Annotated in this window: 19 protein-coding genes and 1 tRNA gene; 16 read left to right on the top strand and 4 right to left on the bottom strand. The window is 29.1% G+C overall.

All coding sequences use genetic code 11. The annotated features are described in order from the left end of the window. Positions 1-42: 42 nt before the first annotated feature. The 14 genes from P161_RS0110690 (at position 43) to P161_RS0110625 (ending at position 9231) form a co-directional block, all read left to right on the top strand. Positions 43-1575, top strand: a complete 1533-nt coding sequence (locus P161_RS0110690; RefSeq protein WP_026776991.1) for a cryptochrome/photolyase family protein — start codon at positions 43-45, stop codon at positions 1573-1575. Further along, the gene (locus tag P161_RS0110685) at positions 1565-3052 is read left to right on the top strand and encodes a cryptochrome/deoxyribodipyrimidine photo-lyase family protein (RefSeq protein WP_026776990.1); all 1488 of its coding nucleotides are present in this window, start codon (positions 1565-1567) and stop codon (positions 3050-3052) included. The genes P161_RS0110690 and P161_RS0110685 overlap by 11 nt, the downstream gene beginning before the upstream one ends. A gap of 111 nt (positions 3053-3163) precedes the next feature. Then, complete coding sequence (locus tag P161_RS0110680; protein ID WP_026776989.1) at positions 3164-3598, top strand: hypothetical protein; 435 nt, start codon at positions 3164-3166, stop codon at positions 3596-3598. A gap of 7 nt (positions 3599-3605) precedes the next feature. Then, on the top strand, positions 3606-3881 hold the full coding sequence (locus P161_RS0110675) for a TIGR03643 family protein (RefSeq protein WP_026776988.1): 276 nt from the start codon (positions 3606-3608) through the stop codon (positions 3879-3881). A gap of 54 nt (positions 3882-3935) precedes the next feature. Then, entirely contained in the window at positions 3936-4160 is a 225-nt protein-coding gene (locus P161_RS0110670; RefSeq protein ID WP_026776987.1) for a hypothetical protein, read from the top strand. Positions 4161-4234: 74 nt separating this feature from the next. After that, the gene (locus P161_RS0110665; RefSeq protein WP_026776986.1) at positions 4235-4450 is read left to right on the top strand and encodes a hypothetical protein; all 216 of its coding nucleotides are present in this window, start codon (positions 4235-4237) and stop codon (positions 4448-4450) included. A gap of 2 nt (positions 4451-4452) precedes the next feature. Further along, on the top strand, positions 4453-5136 hold the full coding sequence (locus tag P161_RS0110660) for an SDR family NAD(P)-dependent oxidoreductase (protein ID WP_026776985.1): 684 nt from the start codon (positions 4453-4455) through the stop codon (positions 5134-5136). 14 nt (positions 5137-5150) lie between these two features. Further along, the gene (locus tag P161_RS0110655) at positions 5151-5624 is read left to right on the top strand and encodes a glutathione peroxidase (RefSeq protein WP_026776984.1); all 474 of its coding nucleotides are present in this window, start codon (positions 5151-5153) and stop codon (positions 5622-5624) included. Between the two features lie 5 nt (positions 5625-5629). Further along, entirely contained in the window at positions 5630-5797 is a 168-nt protein-coding gene (locus P161_RS19500) for a Lacal_2735 family protein (RefSeq protein ID WP_036841402.1), read from the top strand. A 7-nt stretch (positions 5798-5804) separates the two neighbouring features. Beyond that, the gene (locus tag P161_RS0110645; RefSeq protein WP_026776983.1) at positions 5805-6266 is read left to right on the top strand and encodes a TspO/MBR family protein; all 462 of its coding nucleotides are present in this window, start codon (positions 5805-5807) and stop codon (positions 6264-6266) included. A 13-nt stretch (positions 6267-6279) separates the two neighbouring features. Then, a complete protein-coding gene (locus P161_RS0110640; RefSeq protein WP_026776982.1) occupies positions 6280-7065 on the top strand; it encodes a DUF3050 domain-containing protein in 786 nt (261 codons plus the stop codon). A gap of 8 nt (positions 7066-7073) precedes the next feature. After that, positions 7074-7541: an SRPBCC family protein gene (locus P161_RS0110635; protein WP_026776981.1), complete on the top strand. Its 468-nt coding sequence runs from the start codon at positions 7074-7076 to the stop codon at positions 7539-7541. A gap of 103 nt (positions 7542-7644) precedes the next feature. Beyond that, entirely contained in the window at positions 7645-8949 is a 1305-nt protein-coding gene (locus P161_RS0110630) for a deoxyribodipyrimidine photo-lyase (protein ID WP_026776980.1), read from the top strand. Between the two features lie 208 nt (positions 8950-9157). Then, positions 9158-9231 (top strand) — tRNA-Thr (locus tag P161_RS0110625). A 294-nt stretch (positions 9232-9525) separates the two neighbouring features. Here P161_RS0110625 and P161_RS0110620 read toward each other — a convergent pair. The 4 genes from P161_RS0110620 to P161_RS0110605 all read right to left on the bottom strand — a co-directional run bounded on the left by P161_RS0110620 (position 9526) and on the right by P161_RS0110605 (position 11385). Further along, positions 9526-9843, bottom strand: a complete 318-nt coding sequence (locus P161_RS0110620; RefSeq protein ID WP_026776979.1) for a helix-turn-helix domain-containing protein — start codon at positions 9841-9843, stop codon at positions 9526-9528. Continuing rightward, entirely contained in the window at positions 9843-10187 is a 345-nt protein-coding gene (locus P161_RS0110615; protein WP_026776978.1) for a type II toxin-antitoxin system RelE/ParE family toxin, read from the bottom strand. Before P161_RS0110615 ends, P161_RS0110620 begins: the two co-directional genes overlap by 1 nt. A 220-nt stretch (positions 10188-10407) precedes the next feature. Then, the gene (locus P161_RS0110610) at positions 10408-11148 is read right to left on the bottom strand and encodes an Imm49 family immunity protein (RefSeq protein ID WP_026776977.1); all 741 of its coding nucleotides are present in this window, start codon (positions 11146-11148) and stop codon (positions 10408-10410) included. 3 nt (positions 11149-11151) lie between these two features. After that, positions 11152-11385 (bottom strand): hypothetical protein, encoded by a 234-nt coding sequence (locus tag P161_RS0110605; protein WP_026776976.1) that lies wholly within the window; start codon positions 11383-11385, stop codon positions 11152-11154. Positions 11386-12089: 704 nt separating this feature from the next. Here P161_RS0110605 and P161_RS18370 point away from each other — a divergent pair. Further along, the gene (locus P161_RS18370; RefSeq protein WP_026776974.1) at positions 12090-13922 is read left to right on the top strand and encodes a wax ester/triacylglycerol synthase family O-acyltransferase; all 1833 of its coding nucleotides are present in this window, start codon (positions 12090-12092) and stop codon (positions 13920-13922) included. After that, entirely contained in the window at positions 13922-14857 is a 936-nt protein-coding gene (locus P161_RS0110590; protein WP_026776973.1) for an alpha/beta fold hydrolase, read from the top strand. The genes P161_RS18370 and P161_RS0110590 overlap by 1 nt, the downstream gene beginning before the upstream one ends. The last annotated feature ends 2 nt before the right edge of the window (positions 14858-14859 follow it).

The following is a 14859-nucleotide window of genomic DNA, read 5'->3' as shown; positions in this document are numbered from 1 at the left end:
AAAAAACATCAAGGGAGCATATTCCCTTATCACAATATAAAAATGAAAAAATTACGCTTACTTTTAGGAGATCAATTAAATAACAACCATTCTTGGTACAATGAAGTTGATGAAAATATTACCTATTGTTTTTTTGAAATGCGTCAAGAAACCGATTATGTTACACATCATATTCAGAAAATAGTCGGCTTTTTTGCTTCGATGCGTAATTTTGCTGATGAGTTAACAACCAAAGATCATAAGGTTATTTATTATCAACTAAATGATGCAAAGAACACACAAAGTTTAGCTGATAATTTATCACAAATAATAAAAGAAAATAACATTGATAAATTTGAATATCAAGCTCCAGATGAATTCAGATTAGACAAACAATTAAAAGATTTTTGCAAAAATATTGAGATTGATGCTGAAGTGTTTTCAACAGAACATTTTTACACAGAAAGAGAGGATTTAAAAACTTTTTTTAAAGGCAAAAAAACTTTTTTGATGGAAAATTTTTACAGAGATATGCGTAAAAAACATCAAATTTTAATGGTGGATACACAGCCTGAAGGTGGAAAATGGAATTTTGATGCTAGTAATCGTAAAAAATGGAAAGGCGATACATTTATTCCTCCTCAAAAAAACTTCGATAACGATGTTTCTGAAATATTAGATGAAATTGAAAAAGCTAGTGTAAAATCACTCGGAAAAATAAATACAAGATATTTTGAATACCCAATATCAAGAAAACAAGCTTTAGTTCAGTTGGATTATTTCTGTGAAAATTTATTAATTCATTTTGGCGATTTTCAAGATGCTATGCACACAGATAATTGGTATTTATTTCATTCAAAATTATCGTTTGCGATGAATACAAAAATGATTTCTCCAAAAGAAATTATAGAGGCAACATTAAAAACCTACAGAGATCGTAAAGATGAAATTGATATTAGTCAAGTTGAAGGTTTTATCAGACAAATTATTGGTTGGCGAGAATATATGAGAGGCATGTATTGGATGCTGATGCCCGAATACAAAAACGAAAACTTTTTAGAAAACAACAACAAACTTCCTGACTTTTTCTGGACAGGAAAAACAAAAATGAATTGTCTTAAAAATGCCATCAATAATTCTTTGGATAATGGTTATGCACATCACATCCAAAGACTAATGATTACAGGAAATTTTGCACTGTTAACACAAATTCATCCAGATGAAATTGATGCTTGGTATTTGGGGATTTATGTGGATGCTATTGAGTGGGTTCAGCTGCCAAACACAAGAGGAATGAGTCAGTTTGCAGATGGTGGAAAAATAGCCACAAAACCCTATGTTTCTAGTGGAAGTTATGTTCATAAAATGAGCAATTATTGTGAGGGCTGTACCTACAATAAAAAGACAAAATTCGATGATGACTCTTGTCCTTTTAACAGCTTGTACTGGAACTTTTTAGATGAAAAACAAGAAAAATTATCATCAAACTTTAGAATGAAAATGATGTATAGTTTACTAAATAAAATGTCAGCATCTGATAGAAGTAAGATTAAAGAAAAAGCGAATCATATTATTCAAAATTTAGATGAATATTAACGAAGAAATAAATATAATTTGGTTAAAACGCGATTTGCGTTTGCAAGATAATGAAGCAATTTTAAACGCTTTAAATGCTGGCAAACGTACTTTATTCTTATATGTTTTTGAAAAATCGTTATTAGAAGATGAACATTATGCAGAGCGTCATTGGGATTTTATAAAACAATCCATTGTAGATTTAAATAAAGATTTAGCAAAGTTTGATACAAAAGTTTTATGCGTAACTACTGAAGTTGTTACCGCTTTTAATCAAATTTTAAATTACTATAAAATTGATACGGTTTTTTCGCATCAAGAAACAGGTTTATTAATCACCTATAAAAGAGACAAAGATTTTAAAAGATATTGCAGAAACAATTCCATAAAATGGAAGGAAAACAATAACAATGGCGTTTTAAGAGGTTTGCTAAACAGAGAAGATTGGTTCGAAAAATGGGACGATTACATGTATCAGCCACTTTTTGAATATCAACTAAGTAATGAAAATTTTTTATCAATTGAAACCATAAAAAAAATAGAAAATGCCTTTTTTGTAACCAATTTACAAACGGATCAAAATAGTGTTTTTCAAAAAGGAGGAACTGAAATGGCTTGGAAATATGCTGCTACTTTTTTCGAAAAGCGTCATAAAAATTACATGTCTCACATTTCTAAACCAGCTTTAGCAAGAGAAAGTTGTAGTAGACTATCACCTTATATTGCTTGGGGAAATGTATCCATTCGTCAAATATTTCATACTGCTTTAGAGCATAGAACTGAAGCCAATAAAAAAGATTTAAGTGCTTTTGTTTCTCGTTTGCGCTGGCAAGCCCATTTTGTGCAAAAGTTTGAAATGGAACATACCATGGAAGAAGCAAGCGTAAATAAAGGCTATCATAAATTAAAGAAAAGTATTTCTGAAACGTATCAAAAAGCCTGGAAAGAAGGGCAAACTGGTTTTCCTTTGGTGGATGCTAGCATGCGTTGTTTAAACGAAACTGGCTATTTAAATTTTAGAATGCGAGCCATGTTGGTTTCCTTTTTTACACATATTTTGTGGCAACCCTGGCAAGATGCAACCCATCATTTATCGCAACAATTTTTAGATTTTGAGCCAGGAATTCATTTTCCTCAACTACAAATGCAAGCTTCAGAAACTGGCACAAATACCATAAGAATTTACAGTCCATTAAAAAATAGTATGGAGCATGATGCAGATGCAAAATTCATTAAAAAATGGGTACCAGAACTGGCTAAATTATCAACTGGTTTTATTCATGAACCTTATTTAATGACGCCTTTAGATCAGCAATTTGCAAATTTTGAATTAGGTGTAGATTACCCAAAACCAATTGTAGATATAAAAATATCTCGAAAAAAAGCCAGCGATATTTTGTACAATATGCGCAAAGATCCTGAGGTAATTATGGAAACCAAAAGAATTTTAGAAAAGCACACTCTTTCTGATAGAAATAGAATGTTAAACAACGAATAAAAACCTAATTCTACTTGATAACAAGAGTGCTTCTCATAATAATTTGTTAATACTCTGTTTACCGTTAATTAAAATACATTAAACAAAAAGTAATTTTTGTATCTTTGCTATGTGATATTTAATACAACACATACAGACAAAGAAGCAAAAGCTGCAATCAAAGATTTGGTTGGCGACTCTTATTCGTTTATAGAATCTATAAAAATGAAGGGTGTTGGCTCTAAAAGAATGGTTGTTGAAGATGTAAGTGTACGCTTTAAAAATATTTTAAACAGTGTTTCTGATATTAATTATGGAAACATAGAAATTAGAAAAAAAGGAATATTAGTACACATTACAAAAGGGCTAAAAAACTATAGCTGGGCAATTCCTTTTTATCAATTACATATATACAACACAAATAACTACAGTATTCATGCTCAAGGAAATTTTGTTAGATTTAAAAGCAATAGACTTTTAAAAGAAAACAAGAAGTTTTTGGACAGATTATTAGATTTAAAAATTAAGAGTGATGAAAATTATTCTTTTTACGATGCTGTAAAATAAAATATTTATGGAAAAACTAGATGCAATTGCTATTGATAGAGTTATAGAAATGGCTTGGGAAGACAGAACTACTTTTGAAGCAATTCAATTTCAATTCGGCTTAAAAGAGCAAGAAGTAATTGATTTGATGCGAAGAGAAATGAAAGCTAGTAGTTTTAGAATGTGGAGAGCTAGAGTGCAAGGAAGAAAAACAAAGCATGAAAAGTTAAGAACTTTCGAAAAAGGAAGATTTAAATGTACTCGACAAAAATCAATTTCAAACAACTCAATATCAAAAAGATAATTTCATAAAAATTATCGAAAAAAGAAGAAGGTAGAATAGTTAAAAATACAGATTATGGAACTTATAAACCACGCCTTAGAATTTGAAACAAGAAAAATGAGATTCCCAACAACTAGCGATCGAATTATGGCTGCTAGAGAAGCAAAAGAATTGATTTTAAGCTTAAATGAAGTTTATAAAAAAACGAAAGACAAAAAAATCATGGACATCATGAAGCGTTTAACCGTTATAAAACAACGAATTGAGAAGCGTTTAAAGGGAAAACCATTAACTGCATAATAAATCCAGATTTCTCTTGCTTATTTAACTTTTATAATTATATTCGAAAATTAGAAAAAATAGAGAAATAAAGAATGAATTTATTAGAAAGAGCGGAAGAATTTGAACACAGAAAATTCTCATTCAAAACAACAAGTGATAGAATTTTAGCTTCAAGAGAAGTAAAAGCACTTATCTTAGAATTAAACGAAGTATACAAATCAGAAAAAGATCCAGAAATTATGGATCAAATGAAACGCTTAACAGCTGTAAAGCAAAAAATTGAAAAGCGTTTGAAAGGAAGACGATAAATATGAAAAAAATAGTAGTAATAGGAGGAAGTAAAGGAATTGGTAAAGCAATCATTGAATCTTTAATCGATGATAACGAAGTAATTAACATTAGTAGAACAGATACTTTGTCTCCTCATAACAATTTTACGCACTATTCTTTAGACATACTTACTGATGATTTACCTAAAATTGAAGCAATAGATAGTCTTATTTATTGTCCAGGAAGCATCAACCTGAAACCAATTGCAAGATTAAAATTAGAGGAATTTAGAGAAGACTTCGAAATTAATGTAATTGGTGCTGTAAAAGCAATACAACATTTTTTACCTTCACTTAAAAACGGAAGTAAACCTTCTATTTTATTATTTAGCACAGTTGCTGCAAAATTAGGTATGCCTTTTCATGCAAGTGTTGCTGCAGCAAAATCTGCTGTAGAAGGTTTAACAAAATCTTTAGGTGCAGAATTAGCACCAACAATTCGTGTGAATGCAATTGCACCTACTGTTACAGATACAGAATTAGCATCAAAATTATTAAGAAATGACAGAATGATAGAAAATATTTCAGAACGTCATCCTCTTAAAAAATACTTACAACCTAATGAAGTTGCTGACATGGCTACTTTTTTAATTTCTGAAAAAGCAGCATCAATTTCAGGACAAATCTTTGAACTTGATTGCGGAATTGTAAGTTTTAAAATATAATTTAAACTTTACATATGACAAATATCTACGATATAAAAATCAATAGTTTACAAGGTAAACCTATTGATTTATCAGCCTATAAAAATAAATTTATACTTTTTGTAAATGTTGCATCCAAATGCGGTTTTACACCTCAATACAAAGGTTTGGAAGAATTATACCAAACTTATAAAGACAATCTTGTAGTTATTGGAGTTCCTTGCAATCAATTTGGAAGTCAAGAACCTGGAAGTTCAGACGAAATTGAGGAGTTTTGCGAAGTTAATTATGGAGTTTCTTTCCTAATCACAGAAAAAGTAGATGTAAAAGGAACAAGCCAACATCCTTTATTTTCTTGGTTGACAAACAAAGATTATAATGGCACAAAAAGTTCTTCAGTAAAATGGAACTTTCAAAAATATTTGGTTGATAAAGATGGTAAATTGATAGATTATTACTTTTCAATTACAAAACCATTAAGTTCAAAAATTACAAAACATTTAAAATAAAAATTATGTTTGGATTGTTCAAAAAAAAATCTGAAGTAGAAAAATTGCAAGAAAAATATAAAAAATTAATGGAAGAAGGTTTTAAACTTCAATCTTCTAACAGGAGTGATAGCGATCAAAAATATTTAGAAGCTGACAATGTTCTAAAACAAATTGAAGCTCTAAAAAAATAGTATTTTAATGAAGCAATTCAAATTAACCATCCTTTTTTTAATCATCAATTTTGGTGGTTTGGCAATTGGGAATTGGTTAATGGGAGAAGGACCAACAGGAGATTGGTATACAAATATTAATAAAGCTCCTTGGACGCCTCCAGGTTGGGTTTTTAGTGCAAGTTGGACACTAATTATGATTTGTTTTTCTATCTATTTAGGAAAACTTTTTACTGTTGAAAGTTCACAAAAAACAAAAATCGCTTTTCTAATTCAATTTATTTTAAACGTAAGTTGGAATTATATTGTTTTTAATCAACAATTGGTTTTATTTGGGTTGATTAGCATCTTTTTTTTAACCTTGCTCCTATTCTTTTATTTTTTTAAGTTAAGTGATAAAGTTGGTGCTTACAAATATTTACTTTTACCTTACATGATTTGGTTGTGCATTGCAACTTCTTTAAATTTTTACATTTTACTTTATAATTGATATTTATTAAAAAATGAAACGCATACAACATATAGAAAATGAAATTCTTGAATTAAGAACTCAATTACAAAATCATAACCTTTATAAAAACTTAAAAAACATACAAGATATTAAAATTTATATGGAGCAGCATGTATTTGCTGTGTGGGATTTTATGTCGCTTTTAAAAAGTTTACAAAATCATCTTACCAATGTAAATGTTCCTTGGACACCTCCCAAAAATCCAATATTATCAAGATTTATCAATGAAATTGTTCACGGAGAAGAAAGTGATATTAATGAACTTGGCGAACCTAAAAGTCATTTTGAAATGTATTTAGAAGCCATGAATCAGATTGGCGCAAATACAAATCAAATTAACGATTTTATAAAAAATATTACTGCTGGAAAAACTGTTGAAACTTCGTTAACAGCAATTCATATAAATAAAAATGTTGCTGATTTTGTGCAATTTACTTTTGATGTGATAGCAACCAATCAACCTCATCTTATTGCTGCTTGCTTTACCTTTGGTAGAGAAGATGTTATTCCTGATATGTTTTTAAAGATTATTGAAAATTCAGATACAAACAATCAATCTTATACTAAATTAAAATATTATTTAGAACGTCATATAGAATTAGATGGTGATGAACATGGACCACTTTCTTTAAAGATGGTTGCTGAACTTTGTGGAGAAGATGATGAAAAATGGGCTAGTACTTTAAAAATAGCAAAGCAATCATTAGAAAAAAGAATTGCGCTTTGGGATGGGATTAACAATCTTATTCAGAAAGAAAAACTTGTTTTATCACTTTAAATAAGCCTATGAAAATATATACATTACATAAAACTCAAAAATTACCAATTTCTGTTGATGAAGCTTGGGCATTTTTATCAAACCCAAAAAACTTAAAAATAATCACGCCAGATTATATGAGTTTTGATATAGTTTCTAAAATTGACAGACCTTTGTATACAGGTCAAATAATTCAATATATTGTAACGCCACTTTTGGGCATTAAAACAAAATGGGTTTCAGAAATCACGCATATTGAAGATAAAAAGTATTTCGTAGACGAGCAACTATATGGACCTTATGCTTTGTGGCATCACAAGCATTTTATCAAAGAAATTGAGGGTGGTGTTGAAATGGAAGACATTATCGATTATAAAGTTCCATTAGGATTTTTAGGACAATTGGTTCATCCTTTTTTAGTAAAACCTAAATTAGAGGAAATTTTTAATTACAGACAAACAAAATTATTAGAACTTTTTGGCGAATACAAAAAGTAACTAAAATTCAACTATTTTTGCCACGAATTCAAGAATTTAAACTTTATAAATTCTTGATTTTGTGGCATTTTTTATACCTTTAAATTATAAAAAACATACAGGAATGAAAAGTACAGTCAACATTTTTTGGTTCAGAAGAGATTTACGTTTAGATGATAATGTAGGTTTTTACAACGCCTTAAAATCCGATCATAAAGTTTTGCCTATTTTTATTTTTGATGAAGAAATTCTATCAAAATTACCAGAAGACGATGCAAGAGTTATGTTTATTTTTGATACACTGCAAGAAATGCGAAACGAACTGCAAGAAAAATATGGTAGTAGTATTGCTATGTTAAAAGGAAAACCAAAGGATGTTTTTAAGCAATTAATTAAAGATTATTCCATTGATACTGTTTTTACAAATCGTGATTACGAACCGTATGCAAAAGAGCGAGATGAAGCCATAGAAGCGATTTTATCCGAAGAAAACATCAACTTTAAAACGTTTAAAGATCAAGTAATTTTTGAACAAGATGAAGTGGTAAAAAGCGATGGAGATCCTTACAAAGTATATACTCCATACATGAAATTATGGAAAAAAGAGTTTGAGAAAATCGATTTAAAAATATATTACACAAATGATTTTTTAGATAATTTAATCGAGAATTCAAGATTACCAAATTTATCGCTTGCAGATATTGGCTTTAAAAAATCATCACAAAAAATAACGCCTTATACTGTTACACCAACTTTAATTCAGGAGTATGAAGATACTCGCAATTTCCCAGCAAAAGATGCAACCTCAAGATTAGGACCACATTTACGTTTCGGAACTGCAAGTATTAGAAAAATGGTAAAAAAAGCCATTGCAGAAAAGAATGAAGTTTTTTGGTCAGAATTAATTTGGAGAGAGTTTTTTACACAAATTCTTTGGCATTTTCCGCATACAAAAGACGAAGCTTTTAAAAGCAAATACGACAGAATTGAATGGCGAAATAACGAAGATGAATTCAAAAAGTGGTGTAAAGGAGAAACTGGCTATCCTTTGGTTGATGCTGGAATGCGTCAATTAAACGAAACTGGTTTTATGCACAACAGAATTAGAATGTTGGTGGGTAGTTTTTTATGCAAACACTTGTTAATCGATTGGAGATGGGGAGAAGCCTATTTTGCAGAAAAATTACACGATTATGATATGGCTAGCAATGTTGGCAATTGGCAATGGGTTGCAGGTTCTGGAGTAGATGCATCACCTTATTTTAGAATTTTTAACCCAACAACACAAATTAATAAGTTTGATAAAGACTTAAAATATATTAAAAAATACGTTTCAAATTATGGTAAAGATTCTTACCCAGATAAAATGGTAGACCATAAAGAAGCCCGAGAACGCTGTTTAAAAGTATATAAAGAAGCAGTTAGCTAAACAAAGAACAACAAAACACAATTAATTTCGTTCTAAAAACATACAAGGATATAATCGTTATTTTATAACTTTTTATTCCGTGTAAAAATTATTATTCTTGACTTAAAAAGCTTCAATGTATTGGAGCTTTTTTTTATTGAAAATAAATGAAAATTGTTTAGGTATATTTCAAAAATAGTATTTAATTTGCGCACTTAAAATTCAAAAAGCCGATGTAGCTCAGCTGGCTAGAGCAGCTGATTTGTAATCAGCAGGTCGTGGGTTCGAGTCCCTCTATCGGCTCTTTTTAAAATTAAAAAAATAAGTTGGGACGAGAAGTTTATCCTGAGCGAAGTCGAAGGAAGTCCCTCTATCGGCTCTTTTTAAAAAAAGTCTCAAAATTATTTTTGAGACTTTTTTTATGAAAATAGTTAAGAAAATATCCGAACCGCTTATTAATTTAAATTATTATTGACTTAAAAAACTTGAAATTTTCATTAATTAAACTCTAGATTTATTTCTTTTGGAGATATATTTTAAGCCTCTATAAATTGAAAATCTATTTGTTATATTCGGATGTTGTGTGTAGTACTTTTTTTATTCGGTTGCTAAATCCATTTTCTGATTCAATAATTCCACATTAAAATTAATTTTAGCGTTCAATGCTCTAAAAACTTTTAAAATAGTTTCAAACCTGGCGTCAGTCAAATTGTTTTCTATTTTTGAAATTTGAGCTTTTTTCACTCCAATTAATTCTCCGAGTTGAGTTTGAGTCAATTTTCGTTCTTTTCGAGCCTGTTTTATTGCTTCTCCAATTAAGTCAAGTCGTAATTCATTTTCATAAGCATCTCTTTCTTCTGTGCCTTTTTTTCCAAGATATTTATCTTTTACTTCGTCAAATGTGAATGTTTTCATTACTTCTTGTTTTTATTATTAAAATACTTATTCATTAATTCAGTCGCTTTGTCAATTTCTTTTTTGGGTGTTTTCTGCGTTTTCTTTATAATTCCGTGAGTAGCAATTACAATGGTCACTTTGTTGTCTGTTTTGTCCCAAAATGCAAAAAGCCTATATTGCTTTTTATTATACAAAGTTCGAAATTCCCAAATATCAGAAGTCAGCTTTTTAAATAAGGTATTATCGGTTTTGACTTTTGCTTTGTCAATATTGAAAAGAATTTTTTCCCGAGTTTTTTTCTCAAGTTCGTCTAAAAATTCAAAAACTTCTTTAAGAAACTCAACTTTAAATTTTTCCGTCATTCAGATATTTGTTTATAGCAAAGATACAAGTTTCCTTTTTAGTAAACAAATTTAATTTCAGCGACGATTTTTTTTTGCATTACACACAACGTAATTGTATATGAAAAGTAGTAGATTAAAAAAGCAATTATTTTCAGTTTATTATTATAATAACAGATAAGCACAAACTTTGAAGTTGGCATTTACCTGCTATTTTTTATATACGTGGTTGTGGTTTGTATTATTCTTTTAGAAAATCATAATTATTCTCATATTTTTCATTTGGTTTAATAGGTAACAATTCTTTTGGAACTAATGGATGGTTTATTTCTACTTCTATTCCTCTGAACCAAGCTAATTTAGCAAAACCTAATGCTGGAAAAGATAAAATATCTCTCCTTAAAGGATAAATGTTATTCCTTCTTTTATGGTTTTTAGGTAATAACAAAATATTTAGTAATTCCTCAACTTTAGATTTATCTTTTTCTAAAATAGCTTTTAAAATACTTCCATCCATTTCTTTAAAAGGATATTTTTTATGTTTAGCAAAAAACACATCTATCAATTCAATAGCTTTTTCATCTTCTTTTACTGCTATTAGTTGAATGATATGTTTAGACTCTCCTTTTTTTATAAATTTATCATAGTCATTATAACTCCAAGTCGTAAAAGATTTTATTAATTCTTTTGAATCACTTAATAGGGTATATGTAGCATCTTGAGCCATACCTGGGCTAATATCAACTTTCCTAGTATTGCACATATATTCATATATTTTACCATACAAATAAAAACATTGTTTTGTTTTTTTTAAATCTTTTTCTATAAACAAGTAATACCAAGACTTTCTTTCATTTATACTTTTAAAACTAGAGTATGTCAAAATTCCAATACAATTTTGTTTAATTTTTTCTAAAGTTCTTTTTTCATCTTCAATAGCTTCTTTAAAGCCAATATTTAAATATTTTGTTAAATTTTCCATTTTCTAATTTATTGGAAATATTAAAATATCTCTTTTAGTTTTATCAATTCCAGCAACTACTTTTGTTATTTTGTCATCATTAGCTTTTATTAAATTTGCAAGATTTTTGACAGATTGAGATGTATTAGATTGTAACATTCTTTCAATCACATTGTCAATCCAATCGTTAGTCATTTGTCGAGGTAAACCTGTAGCTGTATTTGCAGGACTTAAAGTAACTGGCGAAATATAAACCACAACTCTTTATTTAGTAACTTCTATTGCACATATCCCGTAAAATTAAGGTGATATGATAATTTTTTATTACTGTTATTTTGTAAAGATAACTTTTTAATAAAGTATTTTAAGTAATTATATCTAAGTACTATTTTTCAACAAGCTATAATTTCAAGTAAAAATCTCAAAAGAATTATTGAATACCTATTTTAGACTTTCTATAAGTTGAGTTTTTACGTAATTTATATTTTAAAGTATATTGTGTTAATTATTCAGCCAATATTGTTTTTAATAATTCCGATGATTACAACTAAAGCAAAAAATAAAAATCCTGTCCAAAAATTCCTAGAATCCTCTCTGTCAGCAAATTTCTTACTTGTTAAATTCATTCGTTTGATATTAAATCTATAAATGAAAACTAGTCTGATAATAACTCCTATTTCTGCAAAACCCATTAACAATAATTACTTATCCAAAAGTACAGAAAAACCTTTTCTGATTTCAAAAATTATACTTCAATTTTCTGAAAACTTATGAAGCAATTTTCAACCAATCAAAAACAAATCAACCTAAAAAACATCTCTTATTTATCCTAAAACTAAACAAGAAAAACAGCTTTTTATCTTTAGAAAATGTAGCTAAAATTAATTATCTTGCAGAGTTGTGAATTATAGGAGGTTAATTCTGAATTTTTCGCAATTACAAATTCATAATTTTACATTTTAATGGCAAAAAAGATAATTAAAGATTTATTAGAGGATGTTTTAGACGATTCCATCAAACAAGTTTCTGGTTCTGATGCTGCGTTTTTGTATGCAGAATCACCTTCAAGTCCAATGCACATTGCTACACTAACAGTTGTAGAAGATTCTCTTAATTTTGAAGATTTTAAAGCTATTGTGGCTTCTAAACTTCATTTAATTCCGAAATTTCGAAAACGTCTTTTGAATGTTCCTATGAATTTAGATTACCCTTATTGGGTAGATGATCCTAATTTCGATTTAGATTTACACATTAACCGAGTAAAATTACCAGATCCAAGCAACTGGAAAACCTTACGTGAAATGACTTCTTCCATTTTTAGTAGTCCTTTAGATTTACGCAGACCTTTATGGTCTATGACTTTTATTGAAGGTTTAGATGAAGTTTCTCAAGTACCAAAAGGTTCTGTAGCCATTGTATCTAAAGTGCATCATGTAATGATTGATGGCAGTTCTGGAGTTGGAATTATGGGTATTCTTTTTGATAAAGATTTGGAAGATAAAGATAAAAAAATTCCAAAACCAAAACCTTATGAACCAGATGAATTACCAGACGAATTAAGTTTATTACTTAAAAGTTCTCAAACCTTTTTTAAAGATCCATTAAGAATTCCGAAATTAGTAGGCGAAACTGCTTTTTCATTTATCAAAGGAAATATACAGACTCAATTTAGCTTAAAAAAACCAACAAAAAAACCTTTTTCAACACCAAATACTATTTTTAACAATTCTGTTTCACCTAAAAGAACTTGGGGAACTGCCATTTTATCTTTTGAAAGAATAAATACTCTTCGCAAACTAATGAACGTAAGTATCAACGACATTATTTTGACGATTTGTGCTGGTGGAATTCGAAAATATTTGGCTGAAAAAGAAAAATTGCCTGTACAACCTTTGGTGGCAAATGTGCCTATTTCTATTCGTGTAAAAGGCGAAAAGCAATCAATGGATAATCAAATTTCTAATATGTTTGTTAGAATTGCAACACACATCAAAGACCCTATTGAGCGTTTAGAATATATTCAAGAGCAAACCAATAGAGGAAAAACCAGGCATAAAGCTGTAGGTGCAAAAGCTTTGGCAAAAATGGCAGATGCTGTGCCTTTTGGCTTGGCAAATTTAGCGGCTGGTTTGTACACAAAATACAATATCAAGGAGTTTCACAGACCACCTTTTAACGTAACCATTACCAATGTACCTGGCCCACAAATGCCTTTGTATTTAAGAGGTCATAAAATTTTATCAATTTTTGGTTTAACACCCGTTTTAGATGGTTTTGGATTGATTATTGCTGCTTTTAGTTACAATGGATTAGTTTCTATAACCACAACTTCGGATGCGAAAACAATGCCAGATGCAGATAAATTTTCGAGATATATTAGAGAAGCTGCCAATGAATTAGAAGAAATTATTTTAGCCAAAAGCAAGCAAAAAGAAACAACAAATCCGCAGAAAATTAAAAGCACACCTTTCTTTACAAATCTTAAAAAATTTATAAATGCAGATGAAAAAATTAAAAAAATTCACTTGGGGATCTATGATTTCGAGTTGAAATTAGGAGAAAAAAAGGTAAATTATCAACTAGATATTTCTGAAAAAACAGTTTCTGTACGCAAGAAAAAGGCTTCAAAACCTTTGGTAAAAATAGAAATTGATGATGAAAATTTATTCAACTTACATAAAAACCAATTGCTGCTTGATGAAGCAATGATTCAAGGAAGAATTAAATTGATAGGAACAAAGAAAAATTCTGATAAGTTCTTTAAACTTTTATCACAAGTATTAGAAAATAATTAATGTCGGCGATTACAAATACATATCAATCTTTTGATGATGAAACTATTTTTTATTATCAATGGAAAGTAAAAGAAAACGTTCCTTTTAAAGGTGTTGTCCAAATTTCTCACGGAATTGGCGAACACGCATTTCGTTATAAATCAATTGCAAAAAAATTAAGCAAACAAGGTTATGAGGTATATGCGAATGATCATAGAATTCATGGAAAATCGGCAAAAAATAATGAATATTTAGGTTTTTACGATGGTGAAGATTATTTTTCTGATGCCATAAAAGACATGCGAAAACTCACAGAAATCATCCAAAAAGAGCATCCAAATAAAAAAATAATTTTGTTAGGGCACAGTATGGGTTCTTTGTTAAGTAGAGAATATGTTACACTTTATGGTGATGATTTACAAGCCTTAATTTTATCTGGAACAGGTGCTTTTATAAAAGGTTTAGGTTCTTTTGGGTTGATTAGCACAGAGTTTTTTAGTAAATTAAATGGAAAACATAGAAGTAACGAAATCTTAAAAAATCTATTTTTTCATCAATTTAATAAAAAGTTTAAACCCAACAGAACAAAGGTAGATTGGATTAGTAGTGATGAAAAACAAGTTGATAAATTTGAAGCAGATCCATTAAGAATCGAAGATTTTTCTCTAGGTGTTTTTAGAGATATTTTAAAAGGAAGTAAAAAAATAAACAGTCCAGAAATATTTGAAAAAACTCCAAACAATTTACCCATTTATATTTTTTCTGGGGATAAAGATCCTGTTGGGGAAATGGGAAAAGGTGTAAAAAAAGTAGCTAAATATTACAAAAAAAAGGGTGTGCATGATGTTACACTAAAATTATATGAAGGTGGTAGACATGAAATGTTGAACGAAATCAACAGAAATGAAGTACAAAAAGATTTATTAAATTGGCTAAATGAGCATATTGAAGCCTAAAA

It is taken from the genome of Polaribacter sp. Hel_I_88, assembly GCF_000687935.1.
In the GTDB taxonomy this organism is placed as follows: Bacteria; Bacteroidota; Bacteroidia; order Flavobacteriales; family Flavobacteriaceae; genus Polaribacter.
Note: the sequence above shows the minus strand (reverse complement) of the source record. Positions and strands in the feature narration are given on the sequence as shown.

Bases quoted from the DNA above. Each gene is read 5' to 3' on its own strand.
- P161_RS0110620 (WP_026776979.1), bottom strand. From the start codon at position 9,843: ATGAAAACATTCACATTTGACGAAGTAAAAGATAAATATCTTGGAAAA.
- P161_RS0110670 (WP_026776987.1), top strand. From the start codon at position 3,936: ATGGAACTTATAAACCACGCCTTAGAATTTGAAACAAGAAAAATGAGA.
- P161_RS19500 (WP_036841402.1), top strand. From the start codon at position 5,630: ATGTTTGGATTGTTCAAAAAAAAATCTGAAGTAGAAAAATTGCAAGAA.
- P161_RS0110655 (WP_026776984.1), top strand. From the start codon at position 5,151: ATGACAAATATCTACGATATAAAAATCAATAGTTTACAAGGTAAACCT.
- P161_RS0110630 (WP_026776980.1), top strand. From the start codon at position 7,645: ATGAAAAGTACAGTCAACATTTTTTGGTTCAGAAGAGATTTACGTTTA.
- P161_RS0110615 (WP_026776978.1), bottom strand. From the start codon at position 10,187: ATGACGGAAAAATTTAAAGTTGAGTTTCTTAAAGAAGTTTTTGAATTT.
- P161_RS0110610 (WP_026776977.1), bottom strand. From the start codon at position 11,148: ATGGAAAATTTAACAAAATATTTAAATATTGGCTTTAAAGAAGCTATT.
- P161_RS0110685 (WP_026776990.1), top strand. From the start codon at position 1,565: ATGAATATTAACGAAGAAATAAATATAATTTGGTTAAAACGCGATTTG.
- P161_RS0110590 (WP_026776973.1), top strand. From the start codon at position 13,922: ATGTCGGCGATTACAAATACATATCAATCTTTTGATGATGAAACTATT.
- P161_RS0110690 (WP_026776991.1), top strand. From the start codon at position 43: ATGAAAAAATTACGCTTACTTTTAGGAGATCAATTAAATAACAACCAT.
- P161_RS0110640 (WP_026776982.1), top strand. From the start codon at position 6,280: ATGAAACGCATACAACATATAGAAAATGAAATTCTTGAATTAAGAACT.
- P161_RS18370 (WP_026776974.1), top strand. From the start codon at position 12,090: ATGGCAAAAAAGATAATTAAAGATTTATTAGAGGATGTTTTAGACGAT.
- P161_RS0110645 (WP_026776983.1), top strand. From the start codon at position 5,805: ATGAAGCAATTCAAATTAACCATCCTTTTTTTAATCATCAATTTTGGT.
- P161_RS0110675 (WP_026776988.1), top strand. From the start codon at position 3,606: ATGGAAAAACTAGATGCAATTGCTATTGATAGAGTTATAGAAATGGCT.
- P161_RS0110665 (WP_026776986.1), top strand. From the start codon at position 4,235: ATGAATTTATTAGAAAGAGCGGAAGAATTTGAACACAGAAAATTCTCA.
- P161_RS0110635 (WP_026776981.1), top strand. From the start codon at position 7,074: ATGAAAATATATACATTACATAAAACTCAAAAATTACCAATTTCTGTT.
- P161_RS0110660 (WP_026776985.1), top strand. From the start codon at position 4,453: ATGAAAAAAATAGTAGTAATAGGAGGAAGTAAAGGAATTGGTAAAGCA.